We start from the raw sequence: 20,988 nt of genomic DNA, 5'->3' as shown, positions 1-20,988 counted from the left end.
AACATGCGCCATCACACCCATGACTTGCTGTCGCCAGTGCCCGGCACTGGCCGGCAAATCCACAGCTTCCATTACGGCCCGCAAAACGGCGCCGGCAAAGTCTATATTCAGGCGTCGCTGCATGCCGACGAGCTACCGGGCATGCTGGTGGCCTGGTACCTGAAGCAGCGTCTGGCCGAGCTGGAAAATGCCGGTCGCCTGCTGGGCGAAATCGTTGTGGTGCCCGTCGCCAACCCGATCGGTCTGGAACAGGTGCTGATGGACACCCCGCTGGGCCGCTACGAGCTGGAAAGCGGCCAGAACTTCAATCGCTGGTTCAGCGACCTCGGCACTCAGGTCGGTGATGACATCGAAGCCCGACTCACTGCCGACGCAGAGCACAACCGCGCGCTGGTCAGGGACAGCCTGCTGGCGGCGCTGAATGCCGTACCGGCGACCACCCAGCTGCATTCGTTGCGCCTGACCCTGCAGCGCCTGGCCTGCGATGCCGACATGGTGCTGGACCTGCACTGTGATTTCGAGTCGGTCGAGCACCTGTACACCACGCCCGAGGCCTGGCCGAAAGTCGAACCTTTATCCCGCTACCTGGGCGCGCAAGCCAGCCTGCTGGCGACCGACTCAGGCGGGCAGTCGTTCGATGAGTGCTTCACGCTGGTCTGGTGGCAATTGCAGCAACGCTTTGGCGAGCGCTTTCCGATGCCCATGGGCAGCTTTTCAGTGACCCTGGAGCTGCGCGGGCAAGGCGATGTCAACCATGCGCTGGCCAGCCGCGACTGTCAGGCGATCATTCATTACCTGATCGATGCCGGCATCATTGACGGCGATCTGCAGCCACTCCCCGAACTGCTCTACCCCGCTACGCCACTGGCAGCGGTCGAACCGGTGGCTACGCCGGTCGGCGGCCTGCTGGTGTTCTGCGCGATGCCCGGCGAACACGTCGAGGCCGGCCAGCTGATTGCCGAGGTCATCGACCCGATCAGCGACACCGTGACCTGCATCCATGCCCTCAACGCAGGCCTGCTGTATGCGCGTTCCCTGCGCCGCATGGCGACTGCCGGCATGGTCATTGCGCATATCGCCGGCACCCACGCCTATCGCAGCGGCTATCTACTTTCTCCTTGAGGACCTGTCATGTACAAACTGACCATCGATGGCCTGCACAAAAGCTATGGCGACAACCACGTGCTCAAAGGCGTATCGCTCAAGGCCAGCAGCGGTGACGTCATCTGTCTGATCGGCGCCAGTGGCTCCGGCAAGAGCACCTTTTTGCGCTGCATCAACTTTCTCGAACAGCCCAGTGACGGGGCGATGAGCCTGGATGGCAAGCAAGTGCGCATGGTCAGCGACAAGGACGGCATGCGCGTTGCCGACCCGGATGAGCTGCAGCGTATCCGCACGCGGCTGGCGATGGTGTTTCAGCACTTCAACCTGTGGGCGCACATGACCGTGCTGGAAAACATCACCATGGCGCCGCGCCGGGTATTGGGCGTGCCCAAGGCCGAAGCGGAGGCTCGCGCGCGCAAATACCTGGAAAAGGTCGGTCTGCCGGAGCGTGTCGCCGATCAGTATCCTGCGTTTCTTTCCGGTGGTCAGCAGCAGCGCGTGGCCATCGCCCGTGCGCTGGCGATGGAGCCGGAAATCATGCTCTTCGACGAGCCTACATCCGCGCTGGACCCGGAGCTGGTTGGTGAAGTGCTGAAGGTCATTCAAGGCCTGGCTGAAGAAGGCCGGACAATGATTCTGGTCACCCACGAAATGGGCTTTGCGCGCAAGGTGGCGAGCCAGGTGGTATTCCTGCACCAGGGCCAGATCGAAGAATCCGGCCATCCGGATGAAGTCCTCAACAACCCGAAAAGCGAGCGTTTGCAGCAGTTCTTGAGCGGCAATCTGAAGTAGCACGGATTGCTGCGTACACACGTCTGGATCCCCCCTCAAATCTCGTTCCCACGCTCAAGCGTGGAAGACGCTCTACGTCATCAAGAGGACGCAGAGCGTCCAGACCGGCATGCCCGACGCAGAGCATCGGCACGATGGTGTTACCCCTGACGACTATCGTTCCTCACGCTCCAGCATGGGAATGCACTTCGTGACGCTCCGCGTCATCAAGAGGACGCAGAGCGTCCAGAACGGCATGCCGACGCAGAGCATCGGCATGATGGTGTTATCCCTGACGACTATCGTTCCTCACGCTCCAGCGTGGGAATGCACTTCGTGACGCTCCGCGTCATCAAGAGGACGCGGAGCGTCCGGAACGGCATGCCGACGCGGAGCATCGGCACGATAGTCATGGTGTTACCCCTGACGACTATCGTTCCTCAAGCTCCAGCGTGGGAACGCATTTCATGACGCTCCGCGTCATCAAGAGGACGCAGAGCGTCCGGAACGGCATGCCGACGCGGAGCATCGGCACGATAGTCATGGTGTTACCCCTGACGACTATCGTTCCTCAAGCTCCAGCGTGGGAACGCATTTCATGACGCTCCGCGTCATCAAGAGGACGCAGAGCGTCCGGAACGGCATGCCGACGCGGAGCATCGGCACGATAGTCATGGTGTTACCCCTGACGACTATCGTTCCTCAAGCTCCAGCGTGGGAACGCATTTCATGACGCTCCGCGTCATCAAGAGGACGCAGAGCGTCCGGAACGGCATGCCGACGCGGAGCATCGGCACGATAGTCATGGTGTTACCCCTGACGACTATCGTTCCTCAAGCTCCAGCGTGGGAACGCATTTCATGACGCTCCGCGTCATCAAGAGGACGCAGAGCGTCCGGAACGGCATGCCGACGCGGAGCATCGGCACGATAGTCATGGTGTTACCCCTGACGACTATCGTTCCTCAAGCTCCAGCGTGGGAACGCATTTCATGACGCTCCGCGTCATCAAGAGGACGCAGAGCGTCCGGAACGGCATGCCGACGCGGAGCATCGGCACGATAGTCATGGTGTTACCCCTGACGACTATCGTTCCTCAAGCTCCAGCGTGGGAACGCATTTCATGACGCTCCGCGTCATCAAGAGGACGCAGAGCGTCCGGAACGGCATGCCGACGCGGAGCATCGGCACGATAGTCATGGTGTTACCCCTGACGACTATCGTTCCTCAAGCTCCAGCGTGGGAACGCATTTCATGACGCTCCGCGTCATCAAGAGGACGCAGAGCGTCCGGAACGGCATGCCGCCGCGGAGCATCGGCACGATAGTCAATCCAGGAACGATCAGCCACATAACCATTTAAACTATTACCCTTTCTCTGCTGTCTCTGACTTAACGCCACTCAGAGCACACTCAGACGGATGAGCAGACCCACCGATTTCGCTCGACGATGGTTTCTCGCCCGGGGCTGGAAGCCCTTTGCGTTTCAGAAAGAGGTCTGGGCAGCGGTGAAGAATGGCGAGTCCGGTTTGCTGCATGCCAGCACCGGCTCGGGCAAGACCTACGCCGTGTGGTTCGCCGCGCTCAACCGCTTCGCCAAAGCCAATACGCTCACCGCTGACAACAAACCCCGCAAACGCAAACCGCCTGCTGAACCGCTGAGTGTCCTGTGGATAACGCCCATGCGCGCCCTGGCCGCCGATACCGCCCGGGCCCTTGAGGCACCACTGGCCGAACTGGATATCCCCTGGTCGGTCGGCTTGCGCACCGGCGATACCAGCGGCAGTGAACGCGCCCGGCAGAGCCGGCGGCTGCCCTCGGCCTTGATCACCACCCCTGAAAGCCTGACGCTGCTGCTGACCCGTGCCGACGCTCAGGTCGCCTTGTCGACGCTGAAGATGGTGGTGGTGGACGAATGGCACGAGCTGATCGGCAACAAGCGTGGCGTGCAGTTGCAACTGGCCCTTGCCCGCCTGAGGCGCTGGAATCCACAGCTGATCGTGTGGGGCATTTCCGCGACGCTGGGTAATCAGCAACACGCGCAGCAGGTGCTGATCGGCGACGGCGGCGTGACCGTGCAAGGCAAGATCGTCAAGGACTTGCAGGTCGATACGCTGTTGCCGTCTTCCATCGAACGCTTCCCGTGGGCCGGGCACATGGGCTTGCGCATGTTGCCGCAGGTCGTCGCCGAGGTGGAAAGCAGCGCGAGCTGTCTGGTGTTCACCAACACCCGGGCGCAGTCGGAAATATGGTATCAGGCGCTACTAGAGGCCCGCCCCGACTGGGCCGGGCTGATTGCCCTGCACCATGGATCGCTGGCCCGAGAGGTACGCGACTGGGTCGAACGCGCGTTGAAAGAAGGCGCACTCAAGGCCGTGGTATGCACCTCCAGCCTGGACCTGGGCGTGGACTTTCTGCCGGTCGAGCGCGTGTTGCAAATCGGCTCGCCCAAAGGTGTCGCGCGCCTGATGCAGCGCGCCGGTCGTTCGGGCCACGCGCCGGGTCGCCCTTCGCGCGTGACGCTGGTGCCGACCCACAGCCTGGAACTGGTCGAAGCCGCTGCTGCACATGACGCCGTCGAAGCTCGGATGATCGAGCCCCGTGAGTCACCACACCAGCCGCTGGACGTGCTGGTCCAGCACCTGGTCAGCATCGCCCTGGGCGGTGGTTTTCTGCCCGAAGAGCTGCTGGCCGAAGTACGCAGCGCCTGGGCTTACCGCAACCTCAGCGACGAGCAATGGCAATGGGCGCTGGCGTTTGTCCGCAACGGCGGCCACTCACTGACCGCCTACCCCGATTACCGCCGCGCCGAACCCGACGAGGACGGCGTCTGGCGGGTCCCTGATGCGCGTCTTGCCAGACGCCACCGCATGAGCGTGGGGACCATCGTCAGTGAGGCCACCGTCAACCTGAAATACTGGAAAAAAGGCGGCGGTGGTGGCTCTCTGGGCAGCGTCGAGGAAGGCTTTATCGCCAGACTCAAACCCGGTGACGGCTTTCTGTTCGGCGGACGCTTACTGGAATTGGTTCGAGTAGAAAACATGACGGCCTACGTCAAGCGCGCGACCGGCAAGAAAGCCGCCGTGCCACGCTGGAATGGCGGTCGGATGCCGCTGTCCAGCGAACTGGCAGATGCAGTGGTGGAGAAGTTCGATGCCGCTGCGCGGGGCCAATTCAACAGCCCGGAAATGCGCGCCATCAAACCCCTGCTGGAAGTGCAGCAGCACTGGTCAGGGCTGCCGAGACGCGACACGTTGCTGGCCGAGACACTCAAATCCCGCGAAGGCTGGCATCTATTCCTCTACCCGTTCGCCGGCCGTCATGTGCACCTGGGGCTGGGCAGCCTGCTGGCCTGGCGCCTGAGCCGGCATCGGCCGCTGACCTTTTCCATCGCCGTCAACGACTACGGGCTGGAGCTGCTCAGCGCCAGCGAGATCGACTGGTCGCAGACGTTGCAGGCCGAGCTGTTCAGCGAAACGGATCTTTTACCCGATATCATCGCCAGCCTGAACGCTGGCGAGCTGGCCCTGCGGCGCTTTCGGGAAATCGCGCGTATCTCCGGGTTGGTGTTTTCCGGCTACCCTGGCGCGGCCAAGAGCAATCGTCAGCTTCAGGCATCCAGCGGACTGTTTTTCGAGGTGTTCAAGCAATACGACGCTGACAACATGCTGCTGACTCAGGCCGAACAGGAAGTCCTGCGTCAGGAACTGGACCTGCAGCGCCTGGAGCTGACGTTGCGCCAGATCAACAGCCGCACGCTGGACCTGCACGCTATAAAACGCGCGACCCCGCTGGCCTTTCCACTGCTGGTCGAACGCTTTCGCGAAAGCCTCAGTTCGGAGAAACTTGCCGACCGCATCGCGCGCATGGTTCGCGATCTGGAGAAAGCCGCTGGCCCGGAGCCTGAACGATGACGCCGTATCTTGCTGTCACGCTGGCAGGAGAAGAACTGTGGTTGCTGGCCGACAAGGCCATCTACTACCCTGCCGAACGATCCTTGCTGATTGCCGACGCGCACTTTGGCAAGGCGGCCGCCTATCGCAAGCTCGGCCAACCGGTGCCGCACGGCACTACACAGGCGAATCTGCGCCGCCTGGACAGCCTTCTGAATGCCTATCCCTGCGATCATCTGATCTTTCTGGGCGATTTCCTGCACGCGCCGGAGTCTCACGCAGTCGGCACCTTGGCAGCGCTGGAACAATGGCGGGCAGAGCGCTCGACACTGCGCATCACACTCATCCGCGGCAACCACGACAAGCGGGCCGGCGACCCGCCTGCCTACCTGGGCATCGATGTGGTTCCCGAGCCCTTGGCGCTTGGGCCCTTTGCCCTGCAGCACGAGCCCGATGCGCACCCTGACCTGCATGTACTGGCCGGGCATGTTCATCCGGTGTATCGGCTAAACGGTCGCGGTCGGCAAAGCTTGCGGCTGGCGTGCTTCTACCTGGGCCAGCGCGTCAGCCTGCTGCCGGCCTTCGGTGAATTTACCGGCGGTTTTCAGATTCGCCCGGCACCGGACAGCACGATCTATGTGACCGGCGGTGATGCAGTGTGGCGAGTGGCATAGCGGCAACGGTCGCCACATACAAAACTGCCTGCCGCTCGCGAGCGCAGCAGGCAGTTTTGTGATGATCAGGCCACAGGTGCGGGTGGCGGCTCGTCAGGAACAGTAGGACCGCCTGGCTCGGTAGGCTCCGGGAACGGCGTGTCGGGGCCTGGATCACCCGGGATCCCGCCGCCGACCATGTTCAGCTCCGGGCTGAGATCGGAATGAGCCATCAATGACCAGGCGAGTAACCCGATCTCGTTAAGCGGAGATTGAACCTGTTCAGAGATTTTGAAAGTAGTCTTCATAGGGCACTCCAGATCAAAGGCCGTCGCACGTAATGAATTATGCGAAAGCATGTGAGCAGATAGAGTGCGAAATAGAGTATTAATTCAATTCCACTAGTCACCTGGACCGCAAATCAGGTACGCGGCAGGGTGACGCCACGCTGGCCCTGGTACTTGCCACCCCGATCCTTGTAGGAGACTTCACACTCCTCATCGGACTCCAGGAACAGCATCTGCGCCACACCCTCGTTGGCGTAGATCTTGGCCGGCAGTGTCGTGGTGTTGGAAAACTCCAGCGTCACATGGCCTTCCCACTCAGGCTCGAGCGGCGTGACATTGACGATGATGCCGCAGCGCGCGTAGGTGCTCTTGCCCAGGCAGATGGTCAGAACGTTACGCGGAATGCGGAAATATTCGACGGTGCGCGCCAGTGCGAACGAGTTGGGAGGGATGATGCATACGTCGCTCTTGATATCGACGAAGCTTTTTTCATCGAAGTTTTTCGGATCGACCGTGGCCGAATTGATGTTGGTGAACACCTTGAATTCGTCGGCGCAACGCACGTCGTAGCCGTAACTGGACACCCCGAAAGAGATCACCCGATCAGCACCTTCGCCACGTACCTGGCGCTCTACGAAGGGCTCGATCATCCCGTGTTCCTGCGCCATGCGGCGAATCCACTTGTCCGATTTGATGCTCATGGCGGTGTCCTGAATAGCGAGGTGAAAAAGATATCCGGCATCTTACCGGGCTGAGGCCGACGGTTCAAAGGCAACAGATCGCGAGTTTGCGTGACCGGCCGGGCTGTTTCGCCGCGAATGGAAATAATCATCAACAGACCATTGGCACGTTCGGAAAAAAGGGTTAAGGTGGCGTCACTGTGTTGCTTGTGTCACTGAGAATCTCTACACGATGTTGAATTTCGATCCAACCATCTCCATGAATTTTCCAGCTCTTTGCACTCAGTCTCGGCCAGGGCTCTTCCTACGCCGCAGTTAACTTTGTCCAAGGAGATTTACTATGTCCAATCGCCAAACTGGTACCGTTAAGTGGTTCAACGATGAAAAAGGCTTCGGCTTCATCACTCCACAATCCGGTGACGACCTGTTCGTGCACTTCAAAGCTATCCAATCCGACGGCTTCAAAAGCCTGAAAGAAGGCCAACAGGTTTCTTTCATCGCTACCCGCGGTCAGAAAGGCATGCAAGCTGAAGAAGTTCAAGTTATCTAACTTGTACTGATTCGCTTAAAAACCCCGCCCTTAAAAGCGGGGTTTTTCATTGTCCGTCTTTTGACCTCTCGCGGCTTGAGCACCTGCTGCACAGCTGACCGGAACGAGAGAAGCACCTCCCCCGCCCGATCACCGCCATGCAATCAGTCGTCGCTTACCGAAATGGTCGGCATGGCCGGACTTGCAGCTTCCTGCAACACGATCCGTGCACCGACGTGACGTGCCAGTTCCTGATACACCATCGCAATCTGACTCTCCGGCTCGGCAATCGCCGTAGGCCTGCCGCCATCTGCCTGCTCGCGAATCAGCATCGACAGCGGCAGTGACGCCAGCAGTTCGACATCGTACTGCGTCGCCAGCTTCGCGCCGCCACCCTCACCGAACAGATGCTCGGCATGGCCGCAGTTGGAGCAAATGTGCACCGCCATGTTTTCCACTACGCCCAGCACCGGAATGTTGACCTTGCGGAACATCTCGACACCTTTTTTCGCATCCAGCAAAGCCAGATCCTGTGGTGTGGTGACAATTACGGCACCGGCGACCGGGACTTTCTGCGCGAGCGTCAACTGGATATCACCGGTGCCGGGCGGCATGTCGATGACCAGATAATCCAGATCATTCCAGGCAGTCTGCGTGACCAGTTGCAGCAACGCCCCTGAAACCATCGGCCCGCGCCAGACCATCGGCGTATTGTCGTCGGTCAGAAAAGCCATCGACATCACCTCGATGCCATGCGCCTCGACCGGCACGAACCACTTCTGATCCTTGATCTTCGGTCGCGTACCTTCGGGAATACCGAACATCACCCCTTGGCTCGGTCCGTAGATATCGGCATCGAGGATTCCGACGCGAGCGCCCTCGCGAGACAGCGCCAAGGCCAGATTGGCGGCGGTAGTGGACTTGCCGACACCGCCCTTGCCGGACGCGACGGCGACAATGTTTTTCACATTGGCAAGCCCCGGAATCTGGCTCTGCGCCTTGTGCGCGCTGATCACGCTGCTGATGGCGACCGTGGCCGAACTGACACCGTCCAGATTCTCGATGGCAGTTTTCAACACGTGCGCCCAGCCGTTCTTGAACAGGTCGGCGGCATAGCCCAATTCGAGTTGCACGCTGACCTGTGCCCCCTGAATATCGATGAACCGGACGCAACCGGCAGTGACCGGATCCTGATTCAGATAGGGGTCGGTGTACTGGCGAAGAATCGTCTCCACCGCTGCGCGATTGACTGCGCTCATGGGCTTACTCCGTAAAAAGACTGACTGGAACAGCCGACTATCGTACCTGTTCTGCCAGCAGCCCACATGATTTCACTAAACCGCGCCGAACCATTCAGGAGCATTCCCACAACCGCACGGGTGAAAAAAATCGTTCAGACCTTTATAGTGGCCGGTCTCCGTTTCACTTCAAGTAGCCGAGCCCCATGTCCGAGCCACGCAAGATTCTCGTTACCAGCGCCCTGCCCTATGCCAATGGTTCCATTCACCTTGGCCACATGCTCGAGTACATCCAGACCGACATGTGGGTGCGTTTTCAGAAGCACCGCGGCAATCAATGCATCTATGTCTGCGCGGACGACGCCCATGGCTCGGCAATCATGCTGCGCGCCGAAAAGGAAGGCATTACGCCAGAGCAACTGATCGCCAACGTCAAGGCCGAGCACAGCGCCGACTTTGCCGACTTCCTGGTGGAATTCGATAATTTCCACTCGACGCACTCGGACGAGAACCGCGAGCTGTCGAGCATGATCTACAAGCGTCTGCGCGATGCCGGTCATATCGCGACGCGCTCGGTCACCCAGTACTTCGACCCGGAAAAGAAAATGTTCCTGGCCGACCGCTTCATCAAGGGCACCTGCCCGAAATGCGCGGCCGAGGACCAGTACGGCGACAACTGTGAAAAGTGCGGCGCGACCTATGCCCCGACGGACCTCAAAGACCCCAAGTCGGCGATTTCCGGGGCCACGCCGGTGCTCAAGGACTCGAAGCACTTCTTCTTCGACCTTCCTGCATTCGACGCCATGCTCAAGAGCTGGACACGCAGTGGCACCCTGCAGGACGCCGTTGCCAACAAGATCGCCGAATGGCTGGACAGCGGCCTGCAGCAGTGGGACATCTCCCGCGATGCGCCCTATTTCGGCTTTGAAATTCCCGACGAGCCCGGCAAATACTTTTACGTGTGGCTCGATGCGCCAATCGGCTACATGGCCAGCTTCAAGAACCTGTGCGCGCGTCGTCCGGACCTGGACTTCGATGCGTACTGGGGAAAGGGCGCGACCACCGAGCTCTATCACTTCATCGGCAAGGACATCGTCAACTTCCATGCGTTGTTCTGGCCAGCCATGCTGGAAGGTGCTGAGTTGCGCACACCGACCGGCATCAACGTCCACGGCTACCTGACCGTCAATGGTCAGAAGATGTCGAAGTCGCGTGGCACCTTTATCAAGGCGCGCACCTACCTCGACCACCTGCCGCCCGAGTACCTGCGCTATTACTACGCGTCGAAGCTGGGCCGTGGCGTCGACGACCTGGACCTGAACCTCGAAGACTTCGTGCAAAAGGTCAACTCCGACCTGATCGGCAAGGTCGTCAACATCGCCAGCCGTTGCGCCGGGTTCATTCACAAGGGCAACGCCGGTGTGATGGTCGAAGCCAATGCGGCGCCCGAACTGACCGACGCGTTTCTGACGGCTGCACCCAGCATCGCCGACGCCTACGAAGCCCGCGACTTCGCCCGCGCCATGCGCGAAACCATGGCCCTGGCGGACCGTGCCAATGCCTACATCGCGGAGAAAGCGCCATGGGCGCTGGCCAAACAGGAAGGCAAGCAGGATGAGGTCCAGGCCGTATGCGCGCTGGGCATCAACCTGTTCCGCCAGCTGGTCATTTTCCTCAAGCCGGTCCTGCCGAATCTGGCCGCCGATGCAGAAAAATTCCTCAACGTCGAACCACTGACCTGGGAAGACCACAAGACCCTGCTGGCCAATCATCAGCTCAACCCGTTCTCGGCACTGATGACCCGTATCGACCCGGTCAAGGTCGAGGCCATGGCCACTGCCTCCAAGGAAGACCTGACCGCTACCGACTCGTCGGCGGATACCGCGCCTGCCGGTAATGGCGAACTCGCCAAGGACCCGCTGTCGGCGGAAATCGACTTTGACGCCTTTGCCGCCATCGACCTGCGCGTCGCGCTGATTCTCAAGGCCGAACATGTAGAGGGTGCCGACAAACTGCTGCGCCTGACCCTGGACATCGGCGACGAGCAGCGCAATGTCTTTTCCGGCATCAAGAGCGCCTACCCGAACCCGTCCGAACTCGAAGGCCGTCTGACCATGATGATCGCCAACCTCAAGCCGCGAAAAATGCGTTTCGGCATTTCGCAGGGCATGGTGATGGCGGCAGGCCCCGGCGGTGAGGAGATCTATCTGCTCAGCCCGGACAGCGGCGCCAGGCCAGGCCAGCGCATCAAGTAAACGACGCGAGGCCCGGTATCCTGCCATCAGGCGGATACCGGGCCTTTGCGCATTCGCAAGCTCCCTGATCTGTCCGATAATGCTGCTCTCTCGATAGACAGAACACCTGTCGGTCACCTGGCAAGACCATGACTGAATTGATTCGCCTGCTTCCCGACGTGGACCTCATCCGCAGTATCGACGCCCTCCTGCCGCAGACTCAGTGCGGCAAGTGCGGCCATCCCGGCTGCAAGCCTTACGCCGAAGGTATCGCTGGCGGTGAAGCCATCAACAAATGCCCACCGGGCGGCGACGAAACGATAGTCCAGCTGGCCGAACTGCTGTCTGTTCCGGTCCTGACACTGGACCTGCAACGCGGCACTGCACCTGCGCAGGTTGCCTTCATTCGCGAAGCAGAGTGCATCGGTTGTACCAAATGCATTCAGGCCTGCCCCGTGGACGCCATTCTCGGCGCAGCCAGGCTTATGCACACCGTGATTATCAATGAATGCACAGGCTGTGATCTGTGCATTGCTCCATGCCCGGTGGATTGCATTGAAATGCACCCGCTGCCACTGGCAACGGTCACGCCCGTCGTGGGTGGTCTGGCCCCTACTCCCGAGCTGCAGGAGGCGCGGCAGCGCAAGCGTAGCAACGCGCGGATGCGTTTCGAAGCCCGAAATGCACGCTTGCACCGCGAGCAGCAAACGCGGCTGGCAGAGCGCCTTGCGCGGTCGCAGCGCGTTGAATCCGCTCGTGACGTGCTGCCTCGATCCGCCGCCGCCCTCGCCCGGAACGACAAGCCTGCCGGTCCGGATGAAGCAGTGAAAAAAGCCCGGATTGCCCTGGCCATGAGCCGCGCGCAGCTCAACAAGTCACTCAAGGCATTTGGGCACCCTCCCATTGCGGAGCAGGCCGCCAGGCTTGTGGAATTGCAGCGCGAATACGAAGCTGCCGAGCAGGCACTTGCAGCGCTTCTACCGCTCCCCGCACAGGCTCATTCCGAGGAAAAGCTCCGCCCATGAATGCCGCAAAACGCCAGGAAATCTTTCGCAGGCTGCATGAGGACAATCCGGACCCAAAAACCGAATTGGCCTACACCACGCCTTTCGAACTGTTGATAGCCGTCATCCTTTCCGCCCAGGCCACCGACGTAAGCGTCAATAAGGCGACTGCCAGGCTCTACCCGATAGCCAACACCCCACAGGCCATCTATGAACTGGGTGTAGAGGGGCTTTCCGAGTACATCAAGACCATCGGCCTCTACAACAGCAAAGCCAAAAACGTGATCGAAACCTGCCGCATGCTGGTGGAACTGCACAACGGTGAAGTACCGCAAACCCGAGAAGCACTCGAGGCGTTGCCGGGCGTCGGGCGCAAAACCGCTAACGTTGTGCTCAACACCGCTTTCCGCCAGATCGCGATGGCGGTAGACACGCATATCTTCCGCGTCAGTAACCGCACAGGCATCGCGCCAGGGAAAAATGTGGTGGAGGTGGAAAGGCAACTGATGAAATTTGTGCCGAAAAACTACCTGCTCGACGCTCATCACTGGCTGATTCTGCACGGGCGCTATGTTTGCCAGGCCCGTAAACCGCGATGTGGCAGTTGCCGTATAGAAGACCTGTGCGATTACAAGGCAAAAACGTCCGACGATTGAGCCAGACAGCTCATTGCTGTCCTGGCGATTGAAAAAATCTTTTTTACCGACCTGTGGATTGTCGATATAAGAAGCGCCAGAGAGCCCAAGCCCTGGAGTCGACTTCATGAGCAATGACAACGAACAACTGGATGTAGACGACGACCTTGTCTCCATCGACACGGACGACACAGAACCCGCGACTGTCGAGCCAGCGAAGACCAACCTGAGCAAACGACGCACCATCGACAACCTGCTTGAAGAGCGGCGTTTGCAGAAGCAGTTGGCTGATTACGACTTCGATTTCTAGGCAGGCCTGAAATCCCGCATTGACTCCCTGCTCGATCAAGACATTTGAAGCCTCTCGCAGAAGAGGCTTCAATACGTGATCAATACAGGAAATGAATACTGAATGGCTGACCTGCATGGCCAGGCATCAGCCACAACCCTTTTCGACAATCCCTACTCAGACAAGCCCGTTACGCTGGGCGAGCTCGATCAGATCGACCAGCGAATGCGCGTTGAGCTTGAGCAACAAACGCGTTTTATAGGTGCTGACGGTCTTGTTGCTCAGAAACATGCCGTCTGCAATTTCCTTGTTGGTCTTGCCTCGAGCCAACTGCTGCAGAACCATCATCTCCCTGCCGGAAAGTCGGTCGACCATGTCCGACTCACTCGCGTTGCCCATACTGGAGCGAACGGTGTGCAATGCCTGGTTGGGAAAGTAGCTGTACCCTGACAGTACCGCCTTGATGGCACTGAGAAGTTCGGTCAGATCCTGCTGTTTGCAGACATAGCCGGCGGCCCCGGCCTGCATGCAGCGCATGGAGAAATGGCCTGGCGCCTGGGAGGTCAGGATCAGCACCTTGAATGGCAGCGTCATGGCTGACAGACGGGCAATCACCTCCAGCCCGTCGAGCTTGGGGATACCGATATCAAGAATGACGATATCCGGGAGGTGCTCACGCGCCAGTTGCAGCGCATCCACACCGTTGTCAGTCTCCGCGATGACCTCATAGCCATGACGCTCCATCAGCATGCGTACAGCAAGGCGAATGACGGGATGATCATCCACGATCAGCACTTTATTCATGGGCAGTCCATTTTTCGCTATTCGAATTTTCAGAGCCAGCACAATAACTTAGTCGTTTACTGCTTTGCATGGCGCTCACCCTTGTGGACTGACAGCCAAAGACCGTTCCTACAATTACAGCAGAAACTTCCTACAATACTTGGCAGGAACGTACATTTTTTATTAATTCTCACAAAGCCTTCCTTTTGGGAACCTGGTGAATGTGTTGCTGATAGCCGCGGCACAAGCATCGCAACATCAGTAGATAAATGCGTGCAACAGGCGCCCACCGAACGCTTACATTCAAAGGTGACCCTGCCACACCGGTTAAAAGTATTGCCGGAACATTCCTGCATCAGTGTCACAAACCGACCAATACATGGCTTATCGCCAGCAATGTAAAACCAATTCCCTTTAGCTGAATCATTAAGAAAACAGGTCGTTCCCTGTGCCCGATAGAGCACAGCTGCTGTCACAGCCCCTTGTAACCGGTCTGCGGAGTGGAAAGCGACACCTGCACATAACGCCCCTGTAGCAGGGCGACTGAAAAGCTTCTGCATGCGGATGCCCTAGCCTGCAGACATATGATCGAAGACTACTGGATGCATCCCACACGCTAAATACGTAAACAAGGTTTAAAAATTACACATTATTTACAGATTTTCGTACAAATATTTATTTAAGGAAAGACCTCACAGAACAGCAAGAAAAATCCTACAAACAAAACGCACGGCAGCAACGTGCCACACCGCTACGAACCGCTCATTGACATGTCTATGCTCAACAAGCCCACAGTCTCACTGTCGCAAAATCTTACATACACACTAGCATTAGCCTACATCATTCAAGACCATCAGTAGGTCTTTCGACAAGTAGCAAATACCATTTTTCATTTCAAAGCCAGACGCATTCTTTCGAATAGGAAACGGACTACACGATTAGCGGACGCAACATTACAACCCGTAAGACATTATAAAAACCGCCCAATCAATTCTTGTAACCCGCTATTTTTCCCTTGCAAATTTTATTACCAGTCGTTACTTTTTTAACAGCAACTTCATTACTTACTGCCCTTGAACACGCGCAGCTATATGAAACACCGTCGCTGCGCACTGTACTTGTGTACTTCATCAGCGATGCATTTAAGCAGGCTTCATGTAGTGCACGTCCGAATGAGTTCGGGCACTGGGTATATAGCCGATCCGGCATCGCTGCTCTCTGCAAACTCCCGGGGCGCCTGGCAACTTTTTGAATGGCCCCTGTGTATAACCATGTTCAAAAAGGGATGTACCATGAACACTAAATACACTCGTACGCGGTCATCAACGCCCACCGCGTCTGATCTCGCCACCGCAGTAGAAGCCTTTATTGCCAGCGGTGGTGTTGTTGCAGTCATTCCCGAAGGAGAGACCGCTGAATTGGCCGCCCCGTCATCACCTCGTACAAAACCTGCGCAGGAACAGGGGCTTGAACTCGCGGGTAAGGTGCAGCAACTGAGGTACCTGGCGGCCAAGGGCGCCGGTTTTACCGCGCTACAGTATTCACTGCGAATGAGTAAAAGGGATGTGCGCCGGCTGGCCACAGAAAATAGCGTGACCATCAACCTCAGCCAGCCCCTGCTTACCCCGCGCAGGAAGGCCCTCGATGACGTTACGGATATCGATGACGTCGTTGCAGGTCATGCCATGCATTACTCGGCATTGGGCTACACCGCGTCCGAGATAGCCCGGATACTCGATCTGAGCCTTCGCCAGGTACTCGGTATTGGCAAGGCGTATCGATTTGAGTTCAGCCAACGACGGGAGAGCGACAAGCTCTGAATAACGACGCAAAAAAAGAAGCAGACTGCGATACGTATCAGGGAGCCGATGGAAAACCCTGTTATTCCCTGCCCTGAACTTCCACAGCTGTTGTAGGAAAAGACTAAAACAAATACGCACTTTTCGACGCTAATCGTAAGAAGGACTTCAAAGATTCAATACTTGATGCGCCTGGCGATCGCTGCACGCTGAGAATGCAGGGTAAAACAGGCATAACCCTACAGGCATAAGGCTACCTTGCATCGCACATATACCCTGCCTATCAACCATTATGACGACACTGACTTAGCGTCTTTTTACATGACGCCCGGAAGGAATAACCCTGTCGATATTATTTGCAGTGCAGCCCTGAACGGGCTGCACTTGTCGAACAACTTGCTGTATCAGAACAGCTTGCGGCCCTTGTTGGCGGCAATCCGCATGCGCAATGCGTTGAGCTTGATGAAGCCCGCTGCATCGGCCTGATCGTAGGCACCTGCGTCGTCTTCGAACGTGGCAATGTTGGCGTCGAACAGCGAATCATCCGACTTGCGACCGGTGACGATCACATTGCCCTTGTACAACTTCAGACGCACAACGCCGTTCACGTGAACCTGGGACGCGTCGATCATCTGCTGCAACATCAGACGCTCAGGGCTCCACCAGTAACCTGTGTAGATCAGGCTGGCATACTTGGCCATGAGTTCGTCCTTGAGGTGGGCGACTTCGCGGTCCAGGGTGATCGACTCGATGGCGCGGTGAGCACGCAGCATGATGGTGCCACCAGGCGTCTCGTAGCAGCCACGGGACTTCATGCCCACATAACGGTTTTCAACGATATCCAGACGGCCGATACCGTTTTCGCCACCGATGCGGTTCAGGGTCGCGAGCACAGTGGCCGGGGTCATTTCGACACCATCCAGGGCAACGATGTCGCCATTGCGATAGGTCAGCTCAAGGTAGGTCGCAACGTTTGGCGCGTCCTCAGGGGACTTGGTCCAGCGCCACATGTCTTCTTCGTGCTCGGTCCAGGTGTCTTCCAGCACGCCGCCTTCATAAGAGATGTGCAGCAGGTTGGCGTCCATGGAGTACGGAGATTTCTTCTTGCCGTGACGCTCAATGGGAATGTTGTGCTTCTCGGCGTAGTCCATCAGTTTCTCACGCGACAGCAGATCCCATTCGCGCCACGGAGCGATGACCTTGACGCCTGGCTTGAGCGCGTAGGCACCCAGCTCGAAACGTACCTGGTCGTTACCCTTGCCGGTTGCGCCGTGGGAAATGGCGTCAGCGCCGGTTTCGTTGGCGATCTCGATCAGACGTTTGGCGATCAACGGACGGGCGATGGAGGTACCCAGCAGGTACTCGCCTTCATAGACAGTGTTGGCACGGAACATCGGGAAGACGAAATCGCGCACGAACTCTTCGCGCAGGTCATCGATGTAGATTTCTTTCACGCCCATGGCCTGAGCCTTGGCGCGTGCCGGCTCGACTTCTTCACCCTGACCCAGGTCAGCGGTAAAGGTCACCACTTCGCAGTTGTACGTATCTTGCAGCCACTTGAGGATTACCGAAGTATCCAGGCCACCGGAATACGCGAGAACTACCTTGTTTACGTCCGCCATGCCATCACTCCACCGGGTTGTACGGAAAACCGCTGATTCTACCGTTCAAACCAGCAAATTTACAGGGGCGCGACAGCTTGTGACGACAAGGCGACGTCTGACAGATGCTTTTTACAGGCTTTAAGAGGTGTGCGCTGCGCTGGCAGACGCAACCGGCACCGGGCGCTCATCGGGCGCAACACGCTCGAGGTGCACATTCACCCGACGGTTGCGCGCACGATTGGCTTCGTTGGTGTTGGGCGCCAATGGGTAACGTTCGCCGTGAAAGCGCAGGGTGATTTGCTGCTCGGGAACGCCCTGAGCCTTGAAATAATCCATGACCGCCAGCGCGCGACGGCGAGACAGGTCACGGTTGGTCAGGCGATTGCCGCTGTTATCCGAATGACCGTCCAGTTCGATACGGTTCACGGTCGGGTCAGCCTTCAAGTAGGCGACCATGTTATCCAGGCGCGCCTTGGCACGGGCATCCAGTTCGATACCGCCGCCAGGGAAACCCACTTCAGCCTGTTTGATCTGATCGAAGTTCATCGGCAGCAGCTTGGCAGTGCATGCCTGGTAATCGCTGAATGCCTTGCTGAACTTGACCGGCAGCAGACGTACCTCCATCTGGCCGCCATCCCGGGTGTAATGGCGAATCAGCGGACTGCGCCCGTCCATCAGACCACTGATCAGGCGGCCGGCCTGGGCCTGGGAGGTATTGAAGGGAATATCGCCATTGCTGACGCGCACTGATCCCAGGTTGATATCGCCGCGACCCGGTTGCCACGGTGCCGCAGCGGCCAGCAGCGTCGCAGAGCCGTTACCGAGCATGTTGTATGAAGCCTTGAGGCGAAACGTCGCCTGCTCGCCCGCTCGGCGCACGAACTCACCGGCCCCGAAGTCGGTGATCGGTTGAGTCAGGCGGCACTCGAACTGATCGCCTTCGACCTTCCACTCAATGCTCTCCAGACGCGTCTGGAAACTGATAGCCATCGCCGGGAGGCTGGCAAACATGCTGAGCAGGGCTAAATATCGCTGGCGCACGGGAGGCTCCACTGGAAATGAACGCGAAACAGAAAATTACCGACTGACAAGGGAGCTATCGGTAACTTCATGCAAAACTTGATAGCGGATGCCTGAGAGAGTCTTTTCCGGTAGCATTCCCAGCGAGTTTGACCCGCCTGGAATCCCCAATGTCTGACCGCCTGACCCTCCTGCGTCCCGACGACTGGCATATTCACCTCCGTGACGGAGCTGTCTTGCCTCATACCGTTGCTGACGTAGCGCGAACTTTTGGCCGCGCAATCATCATGCCCAACCTCGTGCCTCCGGTACGCAACGCGCAGCAAGCCGATGCCTATCGCCAGCGCATTCTGGCGGCACGTCCGGCCACCAGCCGCTTCGAGCCATTGATGGTGCTGTACCTCACCGACCAGACCACGCCCGACGACATCCGCACCGCCAAGGCCAGTGGCTTCGTGTATGCGGCCAAGCTGTATCCGGCCGGCGCGACCACCAACTCCGATTCCGGTGTCACCAGCATCGACAAGATCTTCCCTGCCCTCGAAGCCATGGCCGACGTCGGCATGCTGCTGCTGGTGCACGGGGAAGTAACACGTGGCGAAATCGACGTGTTCGATCGCGAGAAGGTCTTCATCGATGAGCACCTGCGCCGTGTAGTCGAGCGCTTCCCGAGCCTGAAAGTGGTGTTCGAACACATCACCACCGGTGAAGCGGTGCAGTTCGTCAATGAAGCTTCAGCCAATGTCGCGGCGACCATCACCGCGCACCACCTGCTGTACAACCGTAACCACATGCTGGTCGGCGGGATTCGTCCGCACTTCTATTGCCTGCCGATCCTCAAGCGCAATACTCATCAGACAGCCCTGCTCGACGCGGCCACCAGCGGCAGCGGCAAGTTCTTCCTGGGCACCGACTCGGCGCCGCATGCCCAGCATGCCAAGGAAAACGCTTGCGGTTGCGCCGGGTGCTACACCGCCTACGCAGCCATCGAACTGTATGCAGAAGCTTTCGAGCAACGTAACGCCCTGGACAAGCTGGAAGGCTTCGCCAGCCTTCACGGTCCGGCGTTCTACGGCTTGCCCGCCAATCAGGACACCATCACGCTGGTGCGTGACGAGTGGACCGCCCCTGCCAGCCTGCCGTTTGGCGAGTTGACCGTTATCCCGCTGCGCGCAGGTGAAACACTGCGCTGGCGTCTGGAGGAACACGCGTGAGTGAAGATCATTTTGACGACGAACACGAAGGCCACGGCGGTGGCGGCGGTTCCCGTCACCCGATGGCGGCGCGCTTTCGCGGCTACCTGCCAGTGGTCGTCGACGTAGAAACCGGCGGCTTCAATTCAGCCACCGATGCCTTGCTGGAAATCGCTGCGGTGACGATCGGCATGGATGAAAAAGGCTTCGTGTTCCCGGAACACACCTATTTCTTCCGCGTAGAACCGTTCGAGGGTGCCAACATCGAAGCGGCGGCGCTGGAGTTCACCGGCATCAAGCTCGATCATCCGCTGCGCATGGCGGTCAGCGAAGAAACCGCGATGAACGACATCTTCCGCGGTGTGCGCAAGGCCCTCAAGGCCAATGGCTGCAAACGCGCGGTGCTGGTCGGCCACAACGCCAGCTTCGACCTCGGCTTCGTCAATGCCGCCGTCGCACGGATGGACATGAAGCGCAATCCGTTTCACCCGTTCTCCAGCTTCGACACCGCCACCCTCGCCGGCCTGGCCTATGGTCAGACCGTGCTGGCAAAGGCCTGTCAGGCGGCAGGCATCGACTTCGACGGACGCGAGGCGCACTCGGCCCGTTACGACACCGAGAAGACCGCCGAGCTGTTCTGCGGCATCGTCAATCGCTGGAAAGAAATGGGCGGTTGGCAAGATTTCGACGACTGAGGTCGCTACGTCTGTGAATGGACCGGCCTTGCGCCGGTTTTTTCATGTCTCCAGCGGGACGATCCAGAGGGCGGACGAATGATGCGATTCTCGCGAAAGCAACCGCTCATCGCTCGACCTGAATACAACCCAAAACAGTTTTGACAAGCATTCTCATTAACATTAAGCTCCTCGGCACCAAGCAATAAACCAGCGACGGTCCATAGCTTATGTATGTTTGCCTCTGCCAAGGTGTCACCGACGGTCAAATCCGGGATGCAATTCTGGAAGGCTGCTGCAGTTATCGTGAAGTCCGTGAAACACTGGGTGTTGCGAGTAAATGTGGAAAATGCGCCTGCCTGGCAAAGGAAGTGGTGCGTGATACGCTGACCGAGCTGCAAACCAGCCATGCCTTGCTGGCCTATCCGGCAAAATTTTCAGCTGCCTGAATCCCCTCTTTTAAAGAACCGGACACCACGTCCGGTTTTTTTATGTCTGTAATTCAAGCGCTTAGCGTCAAGATGCGGAACTCAAACATTCTTATTCCTATTTAATTTCACTTATTATTCAACAACTTAGGTTTGACAGACGTTTAAGCGC

Annotated in this window: 19 protein-coding genes; 13 read left to right on the top strand and 6 right to left on the bottom strand. The window is 58.4% G+C overall.

All coding sequences use genetic code 11. From position 1 onward, the window contains the following. The first annotated feature begins 3 nt into the window (after positions 1-3). The 4 genes from KBY02_RS03555 (at position 4) to pdeM (ending at position 6,440) form a co-directional block, all read left to right on the top strand. Entirely contained in the window at positions 4-1,122 is a 1,119-nt protein-coding gene (locus KBY02_RS03555; protein WP_032656767.1) for a succinylglutamate desuccinylase/aspartoacylase family protein, read from the top strand. Positions 1,123-1,131: 9 nt separating this feature from the next. Further along, positions 1,132-1,896 carry an ABC transporter ATP-binding protein gene (locus KBY02_RS03550; protein ID WP_003412889.1) on the top strand — a complete coding sequence of 255 codons (765 nt, stop codon included), beginning with the start codon at positions 1,132-1,134 and terminating at the stop codon, positions 1,894-1,896. Positions 1,897-3,294: 1,398 nt separating this feature from the next. Next, the gene (locus KBY02_RS03545; RefSeq protein WP_032656770.1) at positions 3,295-5,787 is read left to right on the top strand and encodes a ligase-associated DNA damage response DEXH box helicase; all 2,493 of its coding nucleotides are present in this window, start codon (positions 3,295-3,297) and stop codon (positions 5,785-5,787) included. Continuing rightward, on the top strand, positions 5,784-6,440 hold the full coding sequence (gene pdeM, locus KBY02_RS03540; RefSeq protein ID WP_011268716.1) for a ligase-associated DNA damage response endonuclease PdeM: 657 nt from the start codon (positions 5,784-5,786) through the stop codon (positions 6,438-6,440). Before KBY02_RS03545 ends, pdeM begins: the two co-directional genes overlap by 4 nt. 65 nt (positions 6,441-6,505) lie before the next feature. Here the strand turns inward: pdeM and KBY02_RS03535 are convergent, their stop codons facing one another. Both KBY02_RS03535 and dcd read right to left on the bottom strand, forming a co-directional pair. Further along, positions 6,506-6,727, bottom strand: coding sequence for a hypothetical protein (locus KBY02_RS03535; RefSeq protein ID WP_003405455.1), 222 nt, complete (start codon positions 6,725-6,727; stop codon positions 6,506-6,508). Positions 6,728-6,840: 113 nt separating this feature from the next. Continuing rightward, positions 6,841-7,407 carry a dCTP deaminase gene (gene dcd, locus KBY02_RS03530; RefSeq protein ID WP_002554836.1) on the bottom strand — a complete coding sequence of 189 codons (567 nt, stop codon included), beginning with the start codon at positions 7,405-7,407 and terminating at the stop codon, positions 6,841-6,843. 319 nt (positions 7,408-7,726) lie between these two features. On the opposite strand from dcd, the gene KBY02_RS03525 reads away from it, so the two are divergent. Further along, complete coding sequence (locus tag KBY02_RS03525; protein WP_002554837.1) at positions 7,727-7,936, top strand: cold-shock protein; 210 nt, start codon at positions 7,727-7,729, stop codon at positions 7,934-7,936. A 143-nt stretch (positions 7,937-8,079) separates the two neighbouring features. On the opposite strand, the gene apbC is transcribed toward KBY02_RS03525, so the two are convergent. Continuing rightward, complete coding sequence (apbC, locus tag KBY02_RS03520) at positions 8,080-9,174, bottom strand: iron-sulfur cluster carrier protein ApbC (protein WP_054091432.1); 1,095 nt, start codon at positions 9,172-9,174, stop codon at positions 8,080-8,082. A 185-nt stretch (positions 9,175-9,359) separates the two neighbouring features. On the opposite strand from apbC, the gene metG reads away from it, so the two are divergent. The 4 genes from metG to KBY02_RS03500 all read left to right on the top strand — a co-directional run bounded on the left by metG (position 9,360) and on the right by KBY02_RS03500 (position 13,336). After that, positions 9,360-11,408: a methionine--tRNA ligase gene (gene metG / locus KBY02_RS03515; protein WP_225649826.1), complete on the top strand. Its 2,049-nt coding sequence runs from the start codon at positions 9,360-9,362 to the stop codon at positions 11,406-11,408. Positions 11,409-11,536: 128 nt separating this feature from the next. Beyond that, the gene (rsxB, locus tag KBY02_RS03510; RefSeq protein WP_054091431.1) at positions 11,537-12,412 is read left to right on the top strand and encodes an electron transport complex subunit RsxB; all 876 of its coding nucleotides are present in this window, start codon (positions 11,537-11,539) and stop codon (positions 12,410-12,412) included. After that, the gene (gene nth / locus KBY02_RS03505) at positions 12,409-13,047 is read left to right on the top strand and encodes an endonuclease III (protein ID WP_003405450.1); all 639 of its coding nucleotides are present in this window, start codon (positions 12,409-12,411) and stop codon (positions 13,045-13,047) included. Before rsxB ends, nth begins: the two co-directional genes overlap by 4 nt. 106 nt (positions 13,048-13,153) lie before the next feature. Continuing rightward, positions 13,154-13,336 (top strand): PA3496 family putative envelope integrity protein, encoded by a 183-nt coding sequence (locus tag KBY02_RS03500; protein WP_011268720.1) that lies wholly within the window; start codon positions 13,154-13,156, stop codon positions 13,334-13,336. A 156-nt stretch (positions 13,337-13,492) separates the two neighbouring features. Here KBY02_RS03500 and KBY02_RS03495 read toward each other — a convergent pair whose 3' ends face one another. Further along, positions 13,493-14,119 (bottom strand): response regulator transcription factor, encoded by a 627-nt coding sequence (locus tag KBY02_RS03495; RefSeq protein ID WP_002554843.1) that lies wholly within the window; start codon positions 14,117-14,119, stop codon positions 13,493-13,495. A gap of 1,271 nt (positions 14,120-15,390) precedes the next feature. Here KBY02_RS03495 and KBY02_RS03490 point away from each other — a divergent pair. Beyond that, positions 15,391-15,918, top strand: coding sequence for a hypothetical protein (locus KBY02_RS03490; RefSeq protein WP_011268721.1), 528 nt, complete (start codon positions 15,391-15,393; stop codon positions 15,916-15,918). 383 nt (positions 15,919-16,301) lie between these two features. On the opposite strand, the gene KBY02_RS03485 is transcribed toward KBY02_RS03490, so the two are convergent. Together KBY02_RS03485 and KBY02_RS03480 are read right to left on the bottom strand one after the other, a co-directional pair. Further along, positions 16,302-17,519, bottom strand: a complete 1,218-nt coding sequence (locus KBY02_RS03485) for an argininosuccinate synthase (protein WP_003363593.1) — start codon at positions 17,517-17,519, stop codon at positions 16,302-16,304. Between the two features lie 120 nt (positions 17,520-17,639). Beyond that, positions 17,640-18,542, bottom strand: coding sequence for a flagellar protein MotY (locus KBY02_RS03480; RefSeq protein ID WP_011268722.1), 903 nt, complete (start codon positions 18,540-18,542; stop codon positions 17,640-17,642). Positions 18,543-18,691: 149 nt separating this feature from the next. On the opposite strand from KBY02_RS03480, the gene pyrC reads away from it, so the two are divergent. From pyrC to KBY02_RS03465, 3 genes are all read left to right on the top strand, one after another. After that, entirely contained in the window at positions 18,692-19,735 is a 1,044-nt protein-coding gene (gene pyrC / locus KBY02_RS03475) for a dihydroorotase (protein ID WP_011268723.1), read from the top strand. Beyond that, positions 19,732-20,409 (top strand): ribonuclease T, encoded by a 678-nt coding sequence (gene rnt, locus KBY02_RS03470; RefSeq protein ID WP_003412908.1) that lies wholly within the window; start codon positions 19,732-19,734, stop codon positions 20,407-20,409. Before pyrC ends, rnt begins: the two co-directional genes overlap by 4 nt. A gap of 209 nt (positions 20,410-20,618) precedes the next feature. Further along, positions 20,619-20,837 (top strand): bacterioferritin-associated ferredoxin, encoded by a 219-nt coding sequence (locus KBY02_RS03465; protein WP_003350768.1) that lies wholly within the window; start codon positions 20,619-20,621, stop codon positions 20,835-20,837. The last annotated feature ends 151 nt before the right edge of the window (positions 20,838-20,988 follow it).

Origin of the sequence: Pseudomonas sp. P129 (assembly GCF_020312195.1) — a bacterium.
GTDB classification, from domain to species: domain Bacteria; phylum Pseudomonadota; class Gammaproteobacteria; order Pseudomonadales; family Pseudomonadaceae; genus Aquipseudomonas; species Aquipseudomonas fragariae.
This window is presented reverse-complemented; position numbering and strand designations above follow the sequence as displayed.

Excerpts from the sequence above, each read along its gene's own strand:
- KBY02_RS03555 (WP_032656767.1), top strand. The coding sequence starts at position 4 with ATGCGCCATCACACCCATGACTTGCTGTCGCCAGTGCCCGGCACTGGC.
- KBY02_RS03550 (WP_003412889.1), top strand. The coding sequence starts at position 1,132 with ATGTACAAACTGACCATCGATGGCCTGCACAAAAGCTATGGCGACAAC.
- KBY02_RS03545 (WP_032656770.1), top strand. The coding sequence starts at position 3,295 with ATGAGCAGACCCACCGATTTCGCTCGACGATGGTTTCTCGCCCGGGGC.
- pdeM (WP_011268716.1), top strand. The coding sequence starts at position 5,784 with ATGACGCCGTATCTTGCTGTCACGCTGGCAGGAGAAGAACTGTGGTTG.
- KBY02_RS03535 (WP_003405455.1), bottom strand. The coding sequence starts at position 6,727 with ATGAAGACTACTTTCAAAATCTCTGAACAGGTTCAATCTCCGCTTAAC.
- dcd (WP_002554836.1), bottom strand. The coding sequence starts at position 7,407 with ATGAGCATCAAATCGGACAAGTGGATTCGCCGCATGGCGCAGGAACAC.
- KBY02_RS03525 (WP_002554837.1), top strand. The coding sequence starts at position 7,727 with ATGTCCAATCGCCAAACTGGTACCGTTAAGTGGTTCAACGATGAAAAA.
- apbC (WP_054091432.1), bottom strand. The coding sequence starts at position 9,174 with ATGAGCGCAGTCAATCGCGCAGCGGTGGAGACGATTCTTCGCCAGTAC.
- metG (WP_225649826.1), top strand. The coding sequence starts at position 9,360 with ATGTCCGAGCCACGCAAGATTCTCGTTACCAGCGCCCTGCCCTATGCC.
- rsxB (WP_054091431.1), top strand. The coding sequence starts at position 11,537 with ATGACTGAATTGATTCGCCTGCTTCCCGACGTGGACCTCATCCGCAGT.
- nth (WP_003405450.1), top strand. The coding sequence starts at position 12,409 with ATGAATGCCGCAAAACGCCAGGAAATCTTTCGCAGGCTGCATGAGGAC.
- KBY02_RS03500 (WP_011268720.1), top strand. The coding sequence starts at position 13,154 with ATGAGCAATGACAACGAACAACTGGATGTAGACGACGACCTTGTCTCC.
- KBY02_RS03495 (WP_002554843.1), bottom strand. The coding sequence starts at position 14,119 with ATGAATAAAGTGCTGATCGTGGATGATCATCCCGTCATTCGCCTTGCT.
- KBY02_RS03490 (WP_011268721.1), top strand. The coding sequence starts at position 15,391 with ATGAACACTAAATACACTCGTACGCGGTCATCAACGCCCACCGCGTCT.
- KBY02_RS03485 (WP_003363593.1), bottom strand. The coding sequence starts at position 17,519 with ATGGCGGACGTAAACAAGGTAGTTCTCGCGTATTCCGGTGGCCTGGAT.
- pyrC (WP_011268723.1), top strand. The coding sequence starts at position 18,692 with ATGTCTGACCGCCTGACCCTCCTGCGTCCCGACGACTGGCATATTCAC.
- KBY02_RS03465 (WP_003350768.1), top strand. The coding sequence starts at position 20,619 with ATGTATGTTTGCCTCTGCCAAGGTGTCACCGACGGTCAAATCCGGGAT.